Origin of the sequence: Bradyrhizobium sp. Gha (assembly GCF_900113735.1) — a bacterium.
Taxonomy (GTDB): domain Bacteria; phylum Pseudomonadota; class Alphaproteobacteria; order Rhizobiales; family Xanthobacteraceae; genus Bradyrhizobium.
The window spans coordinates 415767-433072 of the sequence record NZ_FOQM01000001.1; the positions used below are offsets into that span (position 1 = coordinate 415767).

The window sequence follows — 17306 nt, forward strand, 5'->3', positions numbered from 1 at the left end:
ACATGTCAGGGATCCTGGTCGGCGAGCTCATCCTCTGGCTGATCATCGCTGTTATCGTGATCGTGGTCGGCGTCTACATCGTCAACTGGCTCTACCACCGCTCCTCCAAGGAGGTCTCATTCGTCCGCACCGGCTTCCTCGGCGAGCGCGTGGTGATCAACGGTGGCGCCTTCGTGCTGCCATTCATCCACGACTACACGCCCGTGAACATGAACGTGCTGCCGATGGGCATCGTGCGGTCGCGGCAAGACGCCGTGATCACCCGCGACCGCATGCGCGTCGACATCGAAGCCGACTTCTATGTCCGTGTGCAGCCGACCCGCGACGCCGTCTCGATCGCAGCCGCCACCTTGGGGCGCCGTACCATGGAGCCGGAGCAGCTGCACGCCTTGCTGGCCGGCAAGTTCATCTCTGCGATTCGCTCGGTCGCTTCCGAAATGACCATGGAGGAAATGCACGAGCGCCGCGGCGACTATGTCGCGCGCGTCAAGACCAATGCCGCCGAAGCGCTCGCCCAGAACGGCCTTGAGCTCGAATCCGTCGCCATCACCGATCTCGACCAGACTGACCTCGAATTCTTCAACCCCTCGAACCGCTTCGACGCCGAGGGTCTGACCCGGCTGATGGAGGACATCGAGGCCAGACGCAAGCTGCGCAACGACATCGAGCAGGACTCGATGATCAAGATCCGCACCCGCAATCTCGAAGCCGAGCGGCAGGCACTCGAGATCGAGCGCGAAAGCGAGACCGCGCGCCTCGAGCAGGAACGCGACATCGAGATGCGCCGCGCGCTTCAGCGCACCGAGGTCGCCCGCGAGCGCGCGCTGCGCGAGACCCAGGCCGAGCAGGCCCAGATCTCCGCGCGCGAAGCCATCGAGCGCTCCCGGATCGCCAACGAGCAAGCGATTGCGGAAGCCCGCATCGCCTCGGAGCGCGAGACCCGGCAGAAGGAAATCGAGCGTACCCGCACCATCGAGGAAAAGGAGCTCTTGGCACGCGAGGAGATCGAGAAGACCCGGATCGCCAACCAGCGCTCGATCGATACGACGCGGATCGCCTCAGAGCGCGACGTCCGCCAGCGCGAGATCGAACGGATGCGCACTGTCGAGGAAGCCGAGATCGCGGCCCGCGAGGCGATCGAGAAGGCCCGTATCCAGCAGGACCGCGTCGTGACCGATGCCCGGATCGCCAACGAAGAGGAGACGCGCCGCCGCGAGATCGAGCGCACCCGCGCCGTCGACGAGGCCGAGATCGCCGCCCGCGAAGCCACAGAAAAGGCCCGCATCGCCCAGACCTTGATCGTCAATGTCGAGCGCATCTCCTCCGACGAACGGACCCGTGCCCTGGAGATCCAGCAGGTCCGCACCATCCAGGAGGCCGAGATCGAAGCGCAGCGCGCGGTCGAGGCCGCCCGCATCGCCCGCGAGCGGACGCTCGCTGCCGAGCGCATCGCTGCCGAGCAGAACACGCGGCAGCTCGAGATCGAGCGCAACCAGACCCTCGAAGTCGCCGGCATCGCCGCGCGCGAGACCACCGAGGCCTCGCGCATTGCCCAGGAAGAGCGCGTCCGCTCGCTGGAGATTGCCCGCAACCGCGCCGTCGAGGAAGCCGACATTGCCTCCCGCGAGGCCATCGAGGCCGCCCGCATCGCCCAGGAGAAGGCTGTGGCGGCCGAGCGTATCCAGGCCGAGCGCGATACACGCTCACTGGAAATCGAGCGGACCGGCATATTGGAAGCCGCCGAACTGAAGCGGCGCGACGCCATCGAGCGCCAGCGTATCGTGGTCGATCTGGCGCTTGAAGCGGAGCGCATCAGCTCGTCCAAGAAGCGCGAGGTGCTCAACATCGAGCAGAAGAAGGCGATCGAGCTCGCGGACGAAGACCGCGTCATCGCTCTCTCCGCCAAGAAGTCCGAGCGGATCGACGCCGACCGCCAGGTGCGGCAGGCCGAGATCGTCGCCCGCAAGGAGGTCGAGACCACCGACGTCTCGCGCGAGCAGGCTCTCGAAGCCGCCCGGCTCGAGCGCCGCCGCGCGATCGAACAGTTGGAGGTCGCCCGCGTCCAGTCGTTGCAGGAGGCCGAGATCGCCTCCCGCGAGGAAGTGGAGCGCGCGCGCATCGCCTCCGACCGGGGACTGGACGAGGCCCGGATCGGCCGCGAGCGTGAGTTGCGCAAGCTGGAGGTCAACCGCGAGAAGGAGGTCGAGACTGTTTTGATGGAGAAGGCGATCGCCATTCACCAGAAGTCGCTGGAGGAGTCCGCCGCCAAGGCAATGGCCGAGGAGGCGCGGATGCGAGCCACGGAAGCGAGCGAGCGCGTCATCACCGCCCGCGAGAGCGAGATCGCAAAGCGCCGCAAGACGGTCGAGGTGCTGCTGGCCGAGAAGCAGGCCGAGGAGACCCGGATCGCCGCCGAAGCGGAGCGGGTGCGCGCCGCGGTCGAGGCCGAGGCGCAGCGGATGCTCAACGAGGCCGAGAACGTGCTCACCGATCAGGCCCGCTACTCGCTGTTCCGCCGCAAGCTGCTCGACCGCATCGAGGGCATCGTGCGCGAGAGCGTCAAGCCGATGGAGAAGATCGAGGGCATCCGTATCCTCCAGGTCGACGGCCTCAACGGCAATGGCCATGGCGGCAATGGCGGCCGCAGCGCCACGGACGAGGTCATCGACTCGGCGCTGCGCTATCGCGTCCAGGCGCCGCTGATCGACTCCATCCTGTCCGACATCGGGGTCGAAGGCGGCAGCCTCGCAAAGATGCCAGGCCTGATCCGAGAAGCCCGCGACATGCAGGGCATCAAGGAGTCCGCGCGCAAAGGCGGCGGCGAGAAGCAGGCCACATCCCCGCCCGCTGCCGAGGGCGGCGGCGAGCCGTCGGCCGAGCGCGGTCCGCGCAAGAAGAGCTGAGGTCTGACCATGCCCCGCGTCTACGTCTCTACCGTCGTCAACGCGCGCAACGACCGCGTCTGGGCGCGGGTGCGCGACTTCAACGGAATGCCGAACTGGCACCCCGCGATCGCCGAAAGCCGCATCGAGGGCGGCGAGCCCTCCGACAAGATCGGATGTATCAGGGACTTCCGCCTACGCAACGGCGACCGTATCCGCGAGAAGCTGCTCGGCCTCTCGGACTACGACATGTTCTGCACCTATTCGATCCTGGAATCCCCGATGGGCGTCGAGAACTACGTCGCGACCTTGCGGCTGACGCCCGTCACCGACGGCGACCAGACCTTCGTGGAGTGGACCGCCGAGTTCGACTGCGCGCCGGAGCGCGAGACCGATCTCGTCGGCCATATCGGCGCCGGCGTGTTCCAGGGCGGGTTCGATGCGCTGAAGCGCGTGTTTGGAGGCTGACTCTGGTGCCGCATATCGTCAAGAGCACCGTCCTCGACGCGCCGACCGATGCGGCGTGGTCGGTGCTGCGCGATTTCAACGGGCATGATCGCTGGCACCCGGCGGTTGCGACCTCCTCGATCGAGCGCGCGCATTCCTCCGACAAGATCGGCTGCGTCAGGCGCTTCAAGCTCAAGGACGGCGCCGAGCTACGCGAGCAATTGCTGGCGCTGTCGGACCTCGAGCAGAGCTTCAGCTACTGTCTGCTCGACACCCCGATCCCGATGTTCAACTACGTCGCCCATGTTCGCTTGTTGCCGGTCACCGACGGCGACCGCACCTTCTGGCACTGGGAGTCGCGTTTCACCACCAGACCGGAAGACAGAGACCGCATCACCCACATGGTTGCGGAGGACATTTACCAGGCCGGGTTCGAAGCGATCCGCCGGCATCTCAAGGAGGCCGTCTAGATGGCCGTGACAGTGAAGACGTTTGCGAGCGCCACCGAGGCGGCCGGGGCGCTGTCCTCGGACCGCACCGCGCGATATCTCGGCGGCGGCACGCTGGTGATGCGGGCGCTGAATGAGGGCGATGTGTCGATCTCCACCGTGGTCCGCGCCCAGGATCAGGCGCTGACCCGGATCGATGCCTCCGGCCCTCGCATCACGCTGGGCGCCGGCGTCACCTTCGCGCGCGTCCTCGCCGAACGCGACCTTGGCTTCCTGCATGGCCCCGCCCGTTCGATCGGCGGCCCCGCCGTGCGCAATATGGGGACGGTCGGCGGCAATCTGTTCGCGCCCAATCCCTATGGCGATTTCACCGTCGCGCTGCTGGCGCTCGATGCCACCGTGGCCGTCGCGGGCGGGTTCGGGGCGCGCGACATCCCCATCGAGGCATTCTTGCAGGCGCGCGACCGGCAGGCCGGCACATTGGTGCTTTCCGTCTCCTGCACCCGGCCTGCCAGCACCGAGGCCTTCCGCTATCGCAAGATCGCGCGGATCAAGCCGAAGGGCGGCTCGGTGATCACGCTGGCCGCGTACCTGCCGATCTCAGGCGGACGCATCGCAGGCGCGCGGATCGCGCTCGGCTCGATGGCCCCCACGCAGATTCGCGCCCGCGCGGCCGAGCGTGCGCTGGAGGGACGCTCGCTCGATGCCGCGACCATCGCCGCCGCGGCGTCCGCTGCCACCGAGGGAACAACGCCCTCCGACAACGCGCTCGGCAGCGCCTGGTATCGCCGCGAGATCGTCGGCGTCCATCTGCGCCGTCTGCTGTCGGGACAGGAATAGATCCCATGTCGAAAATCCCCCTGCAATTTCGTCACAACGGCCACGACGTCGCGATCTTCGTCGATGGCGGTACCAACCTGCTGGTCGCGCTGCGCGAGCTGATCGGCGACATGACGCCGAAATTCGGCTGCGGCCAGGGCGGTTGCGGCACATGCAGCGTGCTTGTTGACGGCGAGCTCCACCTGTCCTGCCTGACGCTGGCGGAGACCGTGGCTGGACGCTCGATCGAAACGCTCGACGGTATGAAGCAGGGTCCGAATCTGCACCCACTCCAGCGCGCCTTTGCCGACAATTTCGCCGCGCAGTGCGGCTATTGCACGCCGGGCATGCTGATGGCCGCAAAGGCCCTGCTCGACCGCAATCCAAGGCCGAGCCGCGACGAGGTGATCGAGGCCATCTCCGGCAACATCTGCCGCTGCACCGGCTACGAGCCGATCATCAATGCCATCCTCGCCGCCGCCGGCGGCCGGGCCAGCGCGTAAGGGAACGCGACCATGCTGGAATTGCGCAAGGACATCTTCGCCGACGAGCGCGACGATAACTTAAAGGAAATCGGCAGGGGCACCCAGCGCCAGGATATGCTCGGGCACGTCACGGGCACGTCCAGCTACTTCAACGACCACAAACTGCAAGGCATGCTGCATTTGAAGGTCGTGCGATCGACGCAGGCGCATGCACGAATTCGCCGCATCGACACGTCGGAGGCCGAGCGCTCCGGCGGCGTGCGCCGGATCATCCGTGGCACCGACGTGCCGGTGAATCTCAACACGCTGCTCAGCCTGATCAATTTCGGCAAGGACGACGAGCCATCGCTGGCCGTCGACAAGGTCCGCTACAAGGGCGAACCTGTTGTCGCCATCGTTGCCGACAGTGAGCGCGAAGCCTTCGAGGCGGTCGCCAAGGTCAAGATCGACTACGAGCCGCTGCCGGCGGTGTTCGACGTCGAGGACGCACTTAAACCCGGCGCGCCCGTCGTCAATGAGACCTACCCGAAGAACACCTTCACCTATCACGAGACCTATGATCACCAGCGGCTGCGCTTCGGCGACGCCGATGCGGCGCTGGCGACCGCCGATCACGTGCTGGAACAGCGCTACCAGATGTCGCCGATCGAGCACGCGCCGACCGAGACCAACGGGGCGATCGCCGCGCCGGACACCAACGGCCGCTATGTCGTGTACACCTCGACCCAGGCGCTGTTCTTCTCCGTCGACACCTGCGCAAAAATTCTGGACGTGCCCTCCAACACCTTCCATTTCATCGGCGGCACCGTCGGCGGGGGCTTCGGCGGCAAGGTCGACACGCTGACCGAGCCGCTCGCGATTCTGGGCGCGATGCTGACCGGAAAGCCGGTGCGCTACGTGTTCGGGCGCGAGGAGGAGATGCAGTACGGCCCGCCGCGCGGCGCCGAGCGCATCTACATCAAGGACGGCGTGATGCGCGACGGCCGCATCGTCGCGCGCAAGATCCGCGCCCTTTTCGACAGCGGCGCCTATACGCGCCTGTCGAGCTACGCCGCGGTGAAATGCGCCGCGCATCTGCCGGGGCCCTACACCATCCCGAACGTCTATGGCGACGTCTATTGCGTCTTCACCAACCGCACGCCGGCGACTGCCATGCGCGGCTTTGGCGTCACCGCGATGGACTTTGCCATCGAGTGCCAAATGGACAAGCTGGCAAATCTCGTTGGCATGGATCCGATGGAATTCCGCATCCTCAACGCCTATCGCGATGGTGACATGAAGGCGCACCGGCGCGAGGCCAAGAACACGGCGCTGATCGAATGCGTCCAGGTCGCGGCCGAAAAGGCCAAGTGGCCGCTTCGTGACGAATTCAGGCGCGCGTCGTCACGCAAGGACGGCGGCGGAAGTCGCGCGGTGATTCCGCCGACCCCGACGGACTCTTCCCGCGCACGACCAATGGCGCCGGCGCAGCAGCGCACCAGCTACGATCGGCTCCCGCCCACCGTGACCCGCGAACCTCCGCGCGAACCGCCGCCTCCTGCTCCGCCGCCCTCGCCGCGGCCGGCTGCGCCTTCACACGGCGCCACCCGTTTCTCCTCCGTCTTCGGCACCAGGAGGCGCTAGATGACCCGGCATCGCGGACGCGGCATGGCCTCGATCAACTACCCGATCGGCATGAATCTCGGCGGCGACCCCAGCCAGGCGCTGGTGCATTCGAACCCGAGCGGCAAATTCACCGTGGCGCTGTCGTCCATCGATCTCGGACAAGGCATGAAATCGGTGACCCGGCAGATCTGCGCGGAGACGCTGGGCGTGCCGGTCGAGGACGTCTATGTCGACACAGCCGACTCCGACACCGGCCCGCACTGCATGGGCTCGTTCGCCTCGCGCGGCACCCACCGCGTCGGCAACGCCGTGATGGCGGCGGCGCGCGAGGCGCGCGGCGTGATGATGGAGGCTGCGGCCGAAGAGCTGGAGGTCAACGCCGCCGATCTCGAGACCGACGGCCGCGGCAACATTCACGTCAAGGGCGCGCCGCATCGCTCGATCTCGACCAAGGACGTCGCCATCGCCGCGCAATTCAAGCAGGGCAAGACCATCTCGGGGCGCGGCATCTTCCTGGTGCCGCTTTCCGAAGTGAATCCGGAAACGGGCGAGATGTCGCCCGCGACCTGCTACGCCCACGCCTGCCTCGTCGCCGAGGTCGATGTCGACGACGAGACCGGCGAAGTCGCGATGATCAGGATGGATTCAGCCTACGAGCTTGGCCGCGCGCTCAATCCGCGCCTCGTTGAACAGCAGCTCGTCGGCGGCGCCTGGATGGGCGTCAGCCACGCGCTCTACGAGACGACGGAGCCTGCTTACCCCGAGCCAGTGCATGGTCCGCGGGACTTCGTCGAATATCTGATGCCCGGCCCCGGCGACATCTGCCCGCACGATATCGCCGTGCTGGAGCGTCCTGCCCCCGACGGGCCGTTCGGCGCCAAGGGTCCCGGCGAGATGTGCGCGAATCCCGTGCTGCCGGCCGTCGCCAATGCGATCTTCAACGCGGTTGGCGTCCGCATCGACGATCTTCCGATTACGCCTGAAAAAGTGCTGCGCGCGATCAAGGCGCAAGGCGGCGCGCGGCCGCAGGCGCGGCGCTAGAGGTCTCGCTGATGGCGGTCCGCAGCACCATCGTCGGTATCGACAGCCCGGAGGCGCTCGAGAAGGCGCTGCGCGCGGCCTATTACCTCGCCGACGACGGCCTTGCGACCGCATCCTATCTTGGCCTTGCGCTCGGCAAGCCACTGCTGCTCGAAGGTGCGCCGGGAGTTGGCAAGACCGAAGCGGCAAAGGCCATCGCCGCCGTGCTCGGCCGCCGCCTGATCCGCCTGCAATGCTACGAAGGGATCGATGCTTCGGCCGCGCTCTACGAGTGGAACTATCCGCGACAGATGCTCGCGATCCGCCAGGCCGGCGACGACAGCATCGACATCTACGGCGAGACGTTCCTGATCGAGCGTCCCATGCTCGCGGCGCTGCGTGCGCCAGATTCCACCGTGCTCCTGATCGACGAAATCGACCGCGCCGACCAGGAGTTCGAGGCATTCCTGCTCGAATTTCTCTCCGACTTCCAGATCTCCATCCCCGAGCGCGGCACGGTGCGCGCCGCCGAGCGGCCTGTGGTGGTGCTGACGTCGAACCGGACGCGCGATTTGCACGAGGCCTTGCGCCGCCGCTGCGTCTATCACTGGATCGACTATCCCAGCGAAGAGCGCGAAGCCCGGATCGTCATGCTGCGGGCCTCCAGCGTCGCCGAAGCCACCGCCCGCGCTGTCGTTGCCGCTGTCGGCAAGCTTCGGCGCGAGCCGCTGAGCAAGGCGCCCGGAATCGCCGAAGCCGTCGACTGGGCCGAAGCCGCGACGCTCCTTCACAAGGGCGGCGCGCGCTGGCCAGATGCGTTCAGGCGGTCGATCGGCGTAGCCCTGAAGGACGAGGAGGATCTGCACTTCATCTCGCCGCGGCTCGACGCCATGCTCGCGGAGGCGACCGCATGAGCACCGAGCTTCAACTGCCGCAGGCCGCGCGCCCGTTCGTCTCCTTTGTCGCCCTGATGCGCGCCAATGGCTTCGCCGTCGCGCCAGAGCAGACCACCGCGTTCCTGACCGCGATCGAGCTACTCGGGCCCCGCGACCTCGGGGACATCAGGCAAGCCGCATTGGCCACCCTCGCCCCGCCGCCCGAGCGGCGGGTGACCTTCGACCGGCTGTTCGATCTCCATTTTCGCGGTCATGAGGCCATCGAGCACGCCGACGAAGGCGAGGACGACGAGACCGTCCGGCTTCAGGAAGAAGGCCGCGGTGACGAGGAGCCACTTCTCTCCGACGACGCCAACGAGTCGGGTCTGACCGCGACGCGCACCGAGGCGCTGGTCGAGCGCCGGTTCGCACAGCTCTCCACCAACGATGCGCTCCGTCGCCTGTCGCGCGAGGCTCCCCGACGTTTGCCCCGACGACGCGGCCACCGCCGCATGCGCGCACGCCGCGGGGCCTTCGCCGATCTCCGCCGCACCTTGCGCGACTCCGTCCGCAGCGACGGCGAGATCCTTCGGCTCGGCCACATGAAGCGGCGCCAGCGGCCCCGAAAAATCCTGCTGCTGATCGACGTCTCCGGCTCGATGAAGAGCCGCAGCGAGGAAAACATGAAGCTGGCGCATGCGCTGATGCAGGCGGCCTCCAATGTCGAGGTCTTCACTTTCGGCACGCGACTGACCCGGGTCACCCGCGCGCTGCGGCTGAAGCGCCGAGAGCAGGCCCTGAATGCGGCCGCCCATCTCGTCAGCGACTGGGACGGCGGCACCCGCATTGGCGACGCGTTGCAGGCCTTCCTCGCCGTGCCCCGCTTCGGCGGCTACGCACGCGGAGCCGCGGTCGTTGTCGTCTCGGACGGGCTCGAGCGTGGCGAGCCAGATGCACTGCGCGATGCCGTGGCAAAACTGTCGCGGCGGGCCTGGCGCGTGAGCTGGCTGACCCCGCTCGCCACCGGACCGGGGTTCCGTCCGCAGACCGAAGCCCTCGTTGCCGTCGAGCGCTTCCTCGACGATCTCGTCGACGGTGGATCCACCGCGTCCATCGTCGCGCATGTACTGGCACTGGGACGAAGGAGAGTTGCGTGACCGGGATTGTCGACGGCCATCATCACATCTGGCGGCAGACCGACCTGCCCTGGCTGGCCGGCCCGATGCAGCCGCGCATCTTCGGACCCTATGAGGCCATCAGGCGCGACTATCCGATTCGGGAATATCTCGACGACCTCAAAGGCAGCGGCGTCAGCGGCTCGGTCTACGTCCAGACCAACTGGGCCAACGACCGTTTCGAGGACGAGGCGGCCTGGGTGCAGCAGACCGCCGACGAGCATGGCTGGCCACACGCCATCGTCGCCTATGCCAATTTCGCTGCCGATGACGTGCGCCCGCAGCTCGACCGCCTGAAGCGCTATCCGCTGGTGCGTGGTGTGCGCATGCAGCTGCACTGGCACGAGAACCCGCTCTATCGCTTCGCGGCCAAGCCCGACCTCTGTGTCGATCCCATGGTCCGCCGCAACGTTGCGCACCTCGCCGACTACGGCTGGAGCTTTGATCTCCAGGTGTTCACGCCGCAGATGCCCGACGCAGCCCAGCTCGCGGAGTCTTGCCCCGAGGTGACCTTCATCCTTCAGCATGCCGGCATGCTCGAAGATTTGTCGCCGGCGGGTCGCGCCGCGTGGCGCGCCGGGATGGCCCGGCTCGCAATCTGCCCGAACGTCGTGTCAAAACTGTCCGGACTCGGCACTTTCATTCACCGCAACGACCCCGCGCATATCGCGATGGTGGTCATGGATACCGTCGCGATCTTCGCCGCCGAGCGCTGCCTGTTCGGCTCCAATTTCCCGATCGAGAAATTATGGACCAGCTATCGCGAACTCGTCGACGCGTTTCGCGCGGCTGTCGCACCACTCACCACTGAGCAGCAGGCCGCGATCTTGAGAGGCACCGCAACGCGCCTCTATCGGCTTTAGCAGACAAAAAGAGCACAGGGAGGGAAACGAATGGCGCTGGAGATCAAGATCCTGGACTATGGCGATATCGAGCTGGAATCGAGCTTCCTCGTGCTCGGCCGCGATTGCGGCCGCACCCGCCGCGTCCTCACGCTGGGCTTTTTGATCCTGGGCGGCAAATATCCTGTCGTGGTCGACACCGGCTACCGCTCCAACCAGATCATGGAGACGCTGGGCATGCGCGGCTTGCAGTACCACGAGAACATGATCGAGAACCAGCTCGCCCGCCACGGCGTGCGCATGGGCGACGTCCGTTTCGTCTGCCACACCCATCTGCACATCGATCACGCCGGCAAGGACGATCTGTTCCCGATGAATACGACCGTCGTGCTCAACCGCAAGGAACTCGAATACTCCGTCTCCGGCCTGATGCATCCGCAATACCCTGCGCCAGACATCAAGCACCTGATCGACCGCCTGCACACCAAGAGTGCGCTGCGCTTCCTCGACCTCGAGATCACCGGCCCGGTCGAGCTGATGCCCGGTGTTTATTGCGACGCGGCCAACGCCCACACCGAGGGCTCGATGAACATCATCGTCGAGACCGCCGACGGCATCGCCACCATCTGCGGCGACGTCATTTACGATTTCAACGACCAGATCGTCACGCCCTTCAACGAGATCCACGACGCGGAGCCACGCACCACCGGCAATCACGGCACCAGCAAACGCGCCGAGAAGGCCTCGATCAAGAAGCTGCTCAGCAATTCGCGCTATCTGCTGCCGGTGCACGACCGCCCCGCCAAGATCGAAGGCGGCAACGTCGTAGGCCGGCTGCACGACCAGGTCCCGGGACCAATCGTGCAGTCCCTGCCCGCCCGCAACTGGTTTCCGGCCTAGCAAGATGTGAGGATCGTCCGATGACACACGTCACCTTGCGTTCTGAATTCGAGACCCTGATCGACCCCTACGCACCCGTTGCCCAGGTCTGCACAGGCTTTGAGTTCACGGAAGGACCGATCTGGCATCCGGTGGATCATTATCTGTTGTTCTCGGACATGCCCGGCGACGTGCGCCGGCGCTGGGATGCGCGGCGCGGCGTCGCCGAGGTCAAGCGCCCCTCCAACAAGTGCAACGGCATGACCTACGATGCCGAGCTCAATTTGATCGTCTGCGAGCACGCGACCTCGTCACTGATCCGCGAAAGGCCGGACGGGAGGCGAGAGGTGCTGGCCTCGCACTTTGGCGGACAGGAGCTCAACAGCCCGAACGACGTCTGCGTGCACTCCTCCGGCGCAATCTATTTCTCCGATCCCTGGTATGGCCGCATGCCGGTCTATGGCGTCGAGCGGCCGCGCCAGCTCGGCTTCCAGGGCGTCTATCGCGTGGTGCCCGGCAGCGAACCGAGGCTCGTGGTCGAGCGCAACCTGTTCGACCAGCCCAACGGGCTGTGCTTCTCGCCCGACGAACACCTGCTTTATGTCAACGACACCGTTCAGGCGCTGGTCCGCGTGTTCGACGTCAACAGCGACGGCACGCTGTCGAATCCGCGGGTGTTCGCGAGCGGCATCCGGTCGGAGCTGGAGCCCGGCCTGCCCGACGGCATGAAATGCGACCAGCACGGCAATGTCTGGGTCACCGCGCCCGGCGGCGTCTGGGTCTACTCGCCGCATGGCGAGCTGCTCGGAAAAGTCCGCGTCCCCGAGCTCGTCGCCAACCTCGCCTGGGGCGGGCCCGATTTCCGCACGCTCTATCTGACCTCGACGCATTCGGTCTATGCCATCCCGACCAGGACTGGACCCCGCCATGAGCCCTATATGAGCGGCAGGCGCAGCAGTGGTGGCGCGGCGAGCACAGGCCCCGCGGCCGCTGCACCGATCCTGGCTGATGGCGAGTTGCGGCTCGATCCAAACCGCTGCGCAATGATCATTCAGGATCTCCAGAACGACGTCATCATGGACGGCGGCGCCTTCGCTGACTCCGGTGCGCCGGGCCACGCCAAGCAACAGCATGTCGTCGAGAACGTCCGGCGCCTGGCAGAGACCGCGCGGGCGCGCGGCGTTGCCATCATCCACGTCTGGTTCGTGGTCGAGCCCGGCGCGCCCGGCGTGACACTGAATGCGCCGTTGTTCGAAGGGCTCGTCGACAGCAAGGCCATGGTGCGCGGAAGCTGGGGCGCGGCGCCGGTTTCTGGCCTCGAGCCGCGTCCCGGCGATTTCGTGGTCGAGAAGATGCGGATGAGCGCCTGGGAAGGCACGCGGCTGGAGACCATCCTGAAAGCCACCGGTCGCGACATGATCATCAATACCGGCGCCTGGACCAACATGTCGGTGGAGCACACCGCGCGCACCGGCGCCGACAAGGGCTATTTCATGATCGTGCCGGAGGACTGCTGCTCGACGATGAATGCCGACTGGCACTCCGCCTCGATCAACTTTGCCATGCAAAACGTGGCCGTGGTGACCCGCGCGGATGCCGTCATCAGAGCGCTGGGATGAACGGTGGCGAAGCTGTTGCACCTCTCCTGCTCGCCACGTGCCGATTCGGAGTCGAGCGCTGGCGCGCGGATATTCCTCGACGGCTTTCGCCAAGCCCGCCCCGATTGGGACATCGACGTCGTCGATCTCTGGCGCGACCGCATGCCGGAATTTGCCGGTCCCATCGTCCAGGCCAAATACGCGCGCATGAATGGCGAGGCCTTCAATGACGCGCAGCGGGATGGTTTTGCCGAGGCCGAGCGGATGGCGGTGCGCTTTTCGCTGGCCGAGCGCGTGCTGATCTCGACGCCGATGTGGAATTTCGGCATCCCCTACAAGCTGAAGCAATGGTTTGACGTCGTCATCCAGCCCGGCCTGACGTTCCGTTTCGACCCGGCGCAAGGCTATCTTCCGCTGCTGAAGGACCGGCCGACGATCGTCATTCTCGCCTCCGGCAGCGACTTTGCCACCGGCATGAATCGCGGCCGCACCGACATGGCAACGCCCTATTTGCGCGAAGCGCTCCGCTTCATCGGCGTCAGTGACGTGCGCTTCGTGCCAATCGGCCCGACCGCGGGTCCGGCCGAAGCGATCCGCGCTGCCCGCGATTCCGCCCACCGCCGGCTGGCCGAGATGGCGAAGCGGTTCTGAGCCGTATTCTCGTTTTATTTTTGATTGAACTTGACTTCGGCGCGTGCCGCGCGTCGATTTGCGGCATGAGCCAGGCCGCTGCAGGACCTAGCACCTCACGGAAGGAATGACTAAGGTCCCGAAAAGAATCGGGCAGCCTGTCGCGCCGCCCTTGACAAACCAAAGAGGTGCCCATGGCTGCGATCTATTCCGACCTCGCCGGCAAGGTCGTGCTCGTCACCGGGGGCGCCGCGGGAATTGGTGCTGCAATCGTTCGGCGCTTCGCTGAGCAGACATCCAAGGTCGTGTTCTTCGACATCAAGGCCGACGAGGGCCAGCGCCTGGCGCGGGAACTGTCAGACCGGGGACTGGCTGCGCATTTCCAGCAGGTCGACCTGACGGATATCCCCGCATTGCGTGCCGGTGTGGCGAAAGCCCGCGAGGCGCACGGCGCGATCAACATCCTCATCAACAACGCCGCCCATGACGAACGGCACAACACCGAGGAGATGACCCCGCAATATTGGGACGACCGGATCGCAGTAAATCTGAAGCACCAGTTCTTTGCATCGCAAGCCGTGCTGCCGGACATGAAAGCCGCGAACGCCGGCGCCATCATCAATTTCGGATCGGTGTCGTGGATGGCCGGACAAGGCGGCATGGCCGCCTATACCGCCAGCAAATCAGGGGTGATCGGCTTGACGCGCTCTCTGGCGCGCGATTACGGCCCCTACAATATCCGCGTCAACGCGATCGCGCCGGGCTGGATCATGACCGAGCGCCAGCTCGAGAAATGGATGACGCCGGCCGGCGAGATCGAGCTGCAGCAGCGACAGTGCCTGAAGCGCCGGCTCGTGCCGGACGAGGTTGCGAGATTCACCGTCTTCCTCGCGTCCGATGAGGCCTCCGCTTGCACAGCCCAGCACTATGTCGTCGATGGCGGCTGGGTCTGAGACCATCGCCGCGCCAAGCCCGTGAGAGCGGCGAGCGCGAATGCGCCCAAGTAGCCCGGGTGCGACCAAGCTATCCGCGTGGCGCGCTCGGCTCTCCCTGCAAAACCGTCGTTTTCGGTGGCGTCCGCGCCAGGCTGGCGAGCGCCATCTTGCGCTGTCGCCGACTCTGCAATTGCCGATCTGCCAGCACACCGACCAGGATGACCGACCCCATGACCGCGAAGTTGAGCGAGTTGGGAATGCCGAGGATATTGACGAGATTCTGCAGAACCTGCAGCAACGCCGTCCCCAGCACGATTCCGAGAATGGAGCCCTCGCCGCCGCGCAGGCTGCACCCACCCAGGACGGCAGCGGCGATCGCATAGAGTTCGTAGAAATTGCCGAAAGAACTCGGTGAGACCGAGTTGGTGTAGAATACGAACATCACGGTCGAGATACCGGCCAGTCCGCCGCTGATGATATAGGCGGTCGCAATCACGAAATCGGTGTTGATGCCCGAGAAGCGTGCCGCCTCCTCGTTCTTGCCGACGGCATAAAGCCAGCGTCCGTACACCGAGCGGTGCAGCAGGACACCGAGAATGAGCGCAAGGATGATCAGGAGGATGAAGGTATTCGGGATGCCCCCCAGATTGCCGGAAGCAATGTTGCTCAGGGTCGCGGCTTCGTCACCGTAGCCGAAGCCTCGCGTGGAGTCGGTCGTGTAGTAGCGCGCGGCCCCGCGATAGATCAGCAACCCGCACAAGGTCACGATGAAGGGCTGCATTTTCAACCGTGTGATCAGGACCCCCTGGATAGCCCCCAGCACCAGTCCGCCCAGCAATACGGCCAGTAACGCCAAGGGCCAGGGAACCTGGTACGTCGTCAGAAGATCAACGAAAACGACGCCGAGGAGCGCGAACATCGAGCCGAGTGAAAGGTCGATGCCACCGGTGATGATGACAAGCCCCTCGCCGAGCGCAAACACGCCAAACAGGCCGATCAGATTGGCCAAATTCAGCAGGTTCACAAGCGACAGGAAGGCCGGATTGATCATGCCCGTGATCACGGAGATCACCGCCAGCAGCAGGAAGAGCCAGAGTTCCTTCTTCATGTCGCGGCACCTTCCGTGGTTTCCAGCGTCTGCCCTATCGCTAGCCGCAACACGTTGTATTCGCTAAACTGATCTCGCTCCAGCACGCCGCTGATTCCCCCTTCGTGCATCACCGCCACGCGATCGGAAACGCCGATGACCTCCTCCATGTCGGATGAAATCATCACAATCGCGACGCCCCGATCGGCAAGGTCGCGCATCAGGGCGTAAATCTCGCTTTTGGCACCGACGTCGATGCCACGGGTCGGCTCGTCGAAGAACATCACGCGCGGCTTCATCGAGAGCCACTTGCCCAGCACGACCTTTTGCTGATTGCCGCCCGAGAGCGTTACCGCCTCGATGTCGACGCTCGGCGCCTTGATGGACAGACTTTTGGCCTGTTCTTTCGCGACCTTGCGTTCGGCAGCTCCATCAATCAGCCACATGCGGGCGTAATTCGACAAGTTCGCCAATGTCATATTTTCGCGGATCGGCAGCTCCAGCACCAGCCCGGACTTCTTGCGGTCCTCCGGCACCAGATAGATTCCGTGCCTGATCGCATCTCGCGGGGAGGCCACATTGACCCGCGCATTGTCGATCCTGATTTCGCCGCCCAATATCGTGTCGATGCCGAAAGCGGCGCGAGCAAGCGAGGTGCGGCCGGCACCCACAAGCCCGGCAAGACCGAGGATCTCGCCCCGACGGACGGACAAGCTGATCTGCCTGTCGGGAAATGCGGTGGTCACAAGATTGGCGATATCACAGCCGCCCGCTTCCGACGCCCGCTTCGGCGGCGTGTACAGCGCCTTCAGATCACGGCCGATCATCAGCCGGATCATCGCGGCATGGCTGAGTTCGTTTCGCGCCAACTCTCCCACGGTGCGTCCGTCGCGCAGCACCACGACGCGGTCGGCGCAGGTCATGATCTCACCCAGCCGGTGAGAGATGTAGATGACCGAGATGCCGTGCGCCTTCAGATCGGCAATCACCTCCAGCAGCCGCTCGGTCTCCGAAATCGTGAGGCTGGAGGTCGGCTCGTCCATGATGATCACACGCGCATCGATCGAGAGCGCCTTCGCGATCTCCACCATCTGGCGCTGCGCGATCGACAGATTGTCGACCAGCGTATCGGGCGAGAAATCGGCGCCGAGCCGCGCCAGCAGCGGGGCGACGCTGGCCCGCATCTGTGCGTTGTTCACCAGCTTCAGCCGGCCGCCCATGAGCTTCTCACGGCCTATGAACACATTGGCCGCAACATCGAGGTTCTCGAACAGATTGAGTTCCTGATGCACGAAAGCGATGCCGGCCCGCGTCGCCTCGCGCACGGTCAATTGGCCGTACTCGACGTCGCCGACGCGGATCACGCCCTGGGTCGGAGCGATCACACCGCCCAACACGCGCATCAGCGTGGATTTGCCGGCGCCATTCTCGCCGATCAGGCCTAACACCTCACCACGGCGCACCGAGAGGCTGACATCGTCGAGGGCCCTGACGCCGGGATAGGTTTTGCCGATCCCAGCAAGCTCCAGCAGCATCTCCGCCATCAGGCGTTTCCTCCGGCACGACACCCGGCGGCCA

16 protein-coding genes are annotated in these 17306 nt (G+C 65.5%); 14 read left to right on the forward strand and 2 right to left on the reverse strand.

Features of this window, described 5'->3' with window-relative positions; translation table 11 throughout:
* Positions 1-2: 2 nt before the first annotated feature.
* The 14 genes from BM222_RS02035 (at position 3) to BM222_RS02100 (ending at position 14659) form a co-directional block, all read left to right on the forward strand.
* Complete coding sequence (locus tag BM222_RS02035; protein ID WP_092226595.1) at positions 3-2903, forward strand: flotillin family protein; 2901 nt, start codon at positions 3-5, stop codon at positions 2901-2903.
* Positions 2904-2912: 9 nt separating this feature from the next.
* Complete coding sequence (locus tag BM222_RS02040; protein WP_092226596.1) at positions 2913-3350, forward strand: SRPBCC family protein; 438 nt, start codon at positions 2913-2915, stop codon at positions 3348-3350.
* 5 nt (positions 3351-3355) lie between these two features.
* A complete protein-coding gene (locus BM222_RS02045) occupies positions 3356-3799 on the forward strand; it encodes an SRPBCC family protein (RefSeq protein WP_092226597.1) in 444 nt (147 codons plus the stop codon).
* Entirely contained in the window at positions 3800-4618 is an 819-nt protein-coding gene (locus BM222_RS02050; RefSeq protein WP_092226598.1) for an FAD binding domain-containing protein, read from the forward strand. It abuts the gene before it with no gap.
* Positions 4619-4623: 5 nt separating this feature from the next.
* Positions 4624-5100, forward strand: coding sequence for a (2Fe-2S)-binding protein (locus tag BM222_RS02055; protein ID WP_092226599.1), 477 nt, complete (start codon positions 4624-4626; stop codon positions 5098-5100).
* Positions 5101-5112: 12 nt separating this feature from the next.
* Positions 5113-6705 (forward strand): xanthine dehydrogenase family protein molybdopterin-binding subunit, encoded by a 1593-nt coding sequence (locus BM222_RS02060; RefSeq protein ID WP_092226600.1) that lies wholly within the window; start codon positions 5113-5115, stop codon positions 6703-6705.
* On the forward strand, positions 6706-7728 hold the full coding sequence (locus BM222_RS02065) for a xanthine dehydrogenase family protein molybdopterin-binding subunit (RefSeq protein ID WP_092226601.1): 1023 nt from the start codon (positions 6706-6708) through the stop codon (positions 7726-7728).
* A gap of 11 nt (positions 7729-7739) precedes the next feature.
* Complete coding sequence (locus BM222_RS02070) at positions 7740-8621, forward strand: AAA family ATPase (RefSeq protein ID WP_092226602.1); 882 nt, start codon at positions 7740-7742, stop codon at positions 8619-8621.
* Positions 8618-9739, forward strand: coding sequence for a vWA domain-containing protein (locus BM222_RS02075; protein ID WP_092226603.1), 1122 nt, complete (start codon positions 8618-8620; stop codon positions 9737-9739). Before BM222_RS02070 ends, BM222_RS02075 begins: the two co-directional genes overlap by 4 nt.
* A complete protein-coding gene (locus BM222_RS02080) occupies positions 9736-10620 on the forward strand; it encodes an amidohydrolase family protein (RefSeq protein WP_092226604.1) in 885 nt (294 codons plus the stop codon). The genes BM222_RS02075 and BM222_RS02080 overlap by 4 nt, the downstream gene beginning before the upstream one ends.
* A gap of 30 nt (positions 10621-10650) precedes the next feature.
* Entirely contained in the window at positions 10651-11499 is an 849-nt protein-coding gene (locus BM222_RS02085) for an N-acyl homoserine lactonase family protein (RefSeq protein WP_092226605.1), read from the forward strand.
* A 20-nt stretch (positions 11500-11519) separates the two neighbouring features.
* Positions 11520-13097, forward strand: coding sequence for an isochorismatase family protein (locus BM222_RS02090; RefSeq protein ID WP_092226606.1), 1578 nt, complete (start codon positions 11520-11522; stop codon positions 13095-13097).
* 3 nt (positions 13098-13100) lie between these two features.
* Positions 13101-13727 (forward strand): FMN-dependent NADH-azoreductase, encoded by a 627-nt coding sequence (locus BM222_RS02095; protein ID WP_092226607.1) that lies wholly within the window; start codon positions 13101-13103, stop codon positions 13725-13727.
* 173 nt (positions 13728-13900) lie between these two features.
* A complete protein-coding gene (locus BM222_RS02100) occupies positions 13901-14659 on the forward strand; it encodes an SDR family NAD(P)-dependent oxidoreductase (protein ID WP_092226608.1) in 759 nt (252 codons plus the stop codon).
* A gap of 70 nt (positions 14660-14729) precedes the next feature.
* Here BM222_RS02100 and BM222_RS02105 read toward each other — a convergent pair whose 3' ends face one another.
* Positions 14730-15749: an ABC transporter permease gene (locus tag BM222_RS02105; protein ID WP_092226609.1), complete on the reverse strand. Its 1020-nt coding sequence runs from the start codon at positions 15747-15749 to the stop codon at positions 14730-14732.
* On the reverse strand, positions 15746-17272 hold the full coding sequence (locus BM222_RS02110; protein WP_092226610.1) for a sugar ABC transporter ATP-binding protein: 1527 nt from the start codon (positions 17270-17272) through the stop codon (positions 15746-15748). The genes BM222_RS02105 and BM222_RS02110 overlap by 4 nt, the downstream gene beginning before the upstream one ends.
* Positions 17273-17306: the final 34 nt, after the last annotated feature.

Coding starts and splice junctions, on each gene's coding strand:
- BM222_RS02050 (WP_092226598.1), top strand. CDS start 3,800: ATGGCCGTGACAGTGAAGACGTTTGCGAGCGCCACCGAGGCGGCCGGG.
- BM222_RS02060 (WP_092226600.1), top strand. CDS start 5,113: ATGCTGGAATTGCGCAAGGACATCTTCGCCGACGAGCGCGACGATAAC.
- BM222_RS02085 (WP_092226605.1), top strand. CDS start 10,651: ATGGCGCTGGAGATCAAGATCCTGGACTATGGCGATATCGAGCTGGAA.
- BM222_RS02065 (WP_092226601.1), top strand. CDS start 6,706: ATGACCCGGCATCGCGGACGCGGCATGGCCTCGATCAACTACCCGATC.
- BM222_RS02035 (WP_092226595.1), top strand. CDS start 3: ATGTCAGGGATCCTGGTCGGCGAGCTCATCCTCTGGCTGATCATCGCT.
- BM222_RS02110 (WP_092226610.1), bottom strand. CDS start 17,272: ATGGCGGAGATGCTGCTGGAGCTTGCTGGGATCGGCAAAACCTATCCC.
- BM222_RS02055 (WP_092226599.1), top strand. CDS start 4,624: ATGTCGAAAATCCCCCTGCAATTTCGTCACAACGGCCACGACGTCGCG.
- BM222_RS02100 (WP_092226608.1), top strand. CDS start 13,901: ATGGCTGCGATCTATTCCGACCTCGCCGGCAAGGTCGTGCTCGTCACC.
- BM222_RS02070 (WP_092226602.1), top strand. CDS start 7,740: ATGGCGGTCCGCAGCACCATCGTCGGTATCGACAGCCCGGAGGCGCTC.
- BM222_RS02105 (WP_092226609.1), bottom strand. CDS start 15,749: ATGAAGAAGGAACTCTGGCTCTTCCTGCTGCTGGCGGTGATCTCCGTG.
- BM222_RS02040 (WP_092226596.1), top strand. CDS start 2,913: ATGCCCCGCGTCTACGTCTCTACCGTCGTCAACGCGCGCAACGACCGC.
- BM222_RS02090 (WP_092226606.1), top strand. CDS start 11,520: ATGACACACGTCACCTTGCGTTCTGAATTCGAGACCCTGATCGACCCC.
- BM222_RS02075 (WP_092226603.1), top strand. CDS start 8,618: ATGAGCACCGAGCTTCAACTGCCGCAGGCCGCGCGCCCGTTCGTCTCC.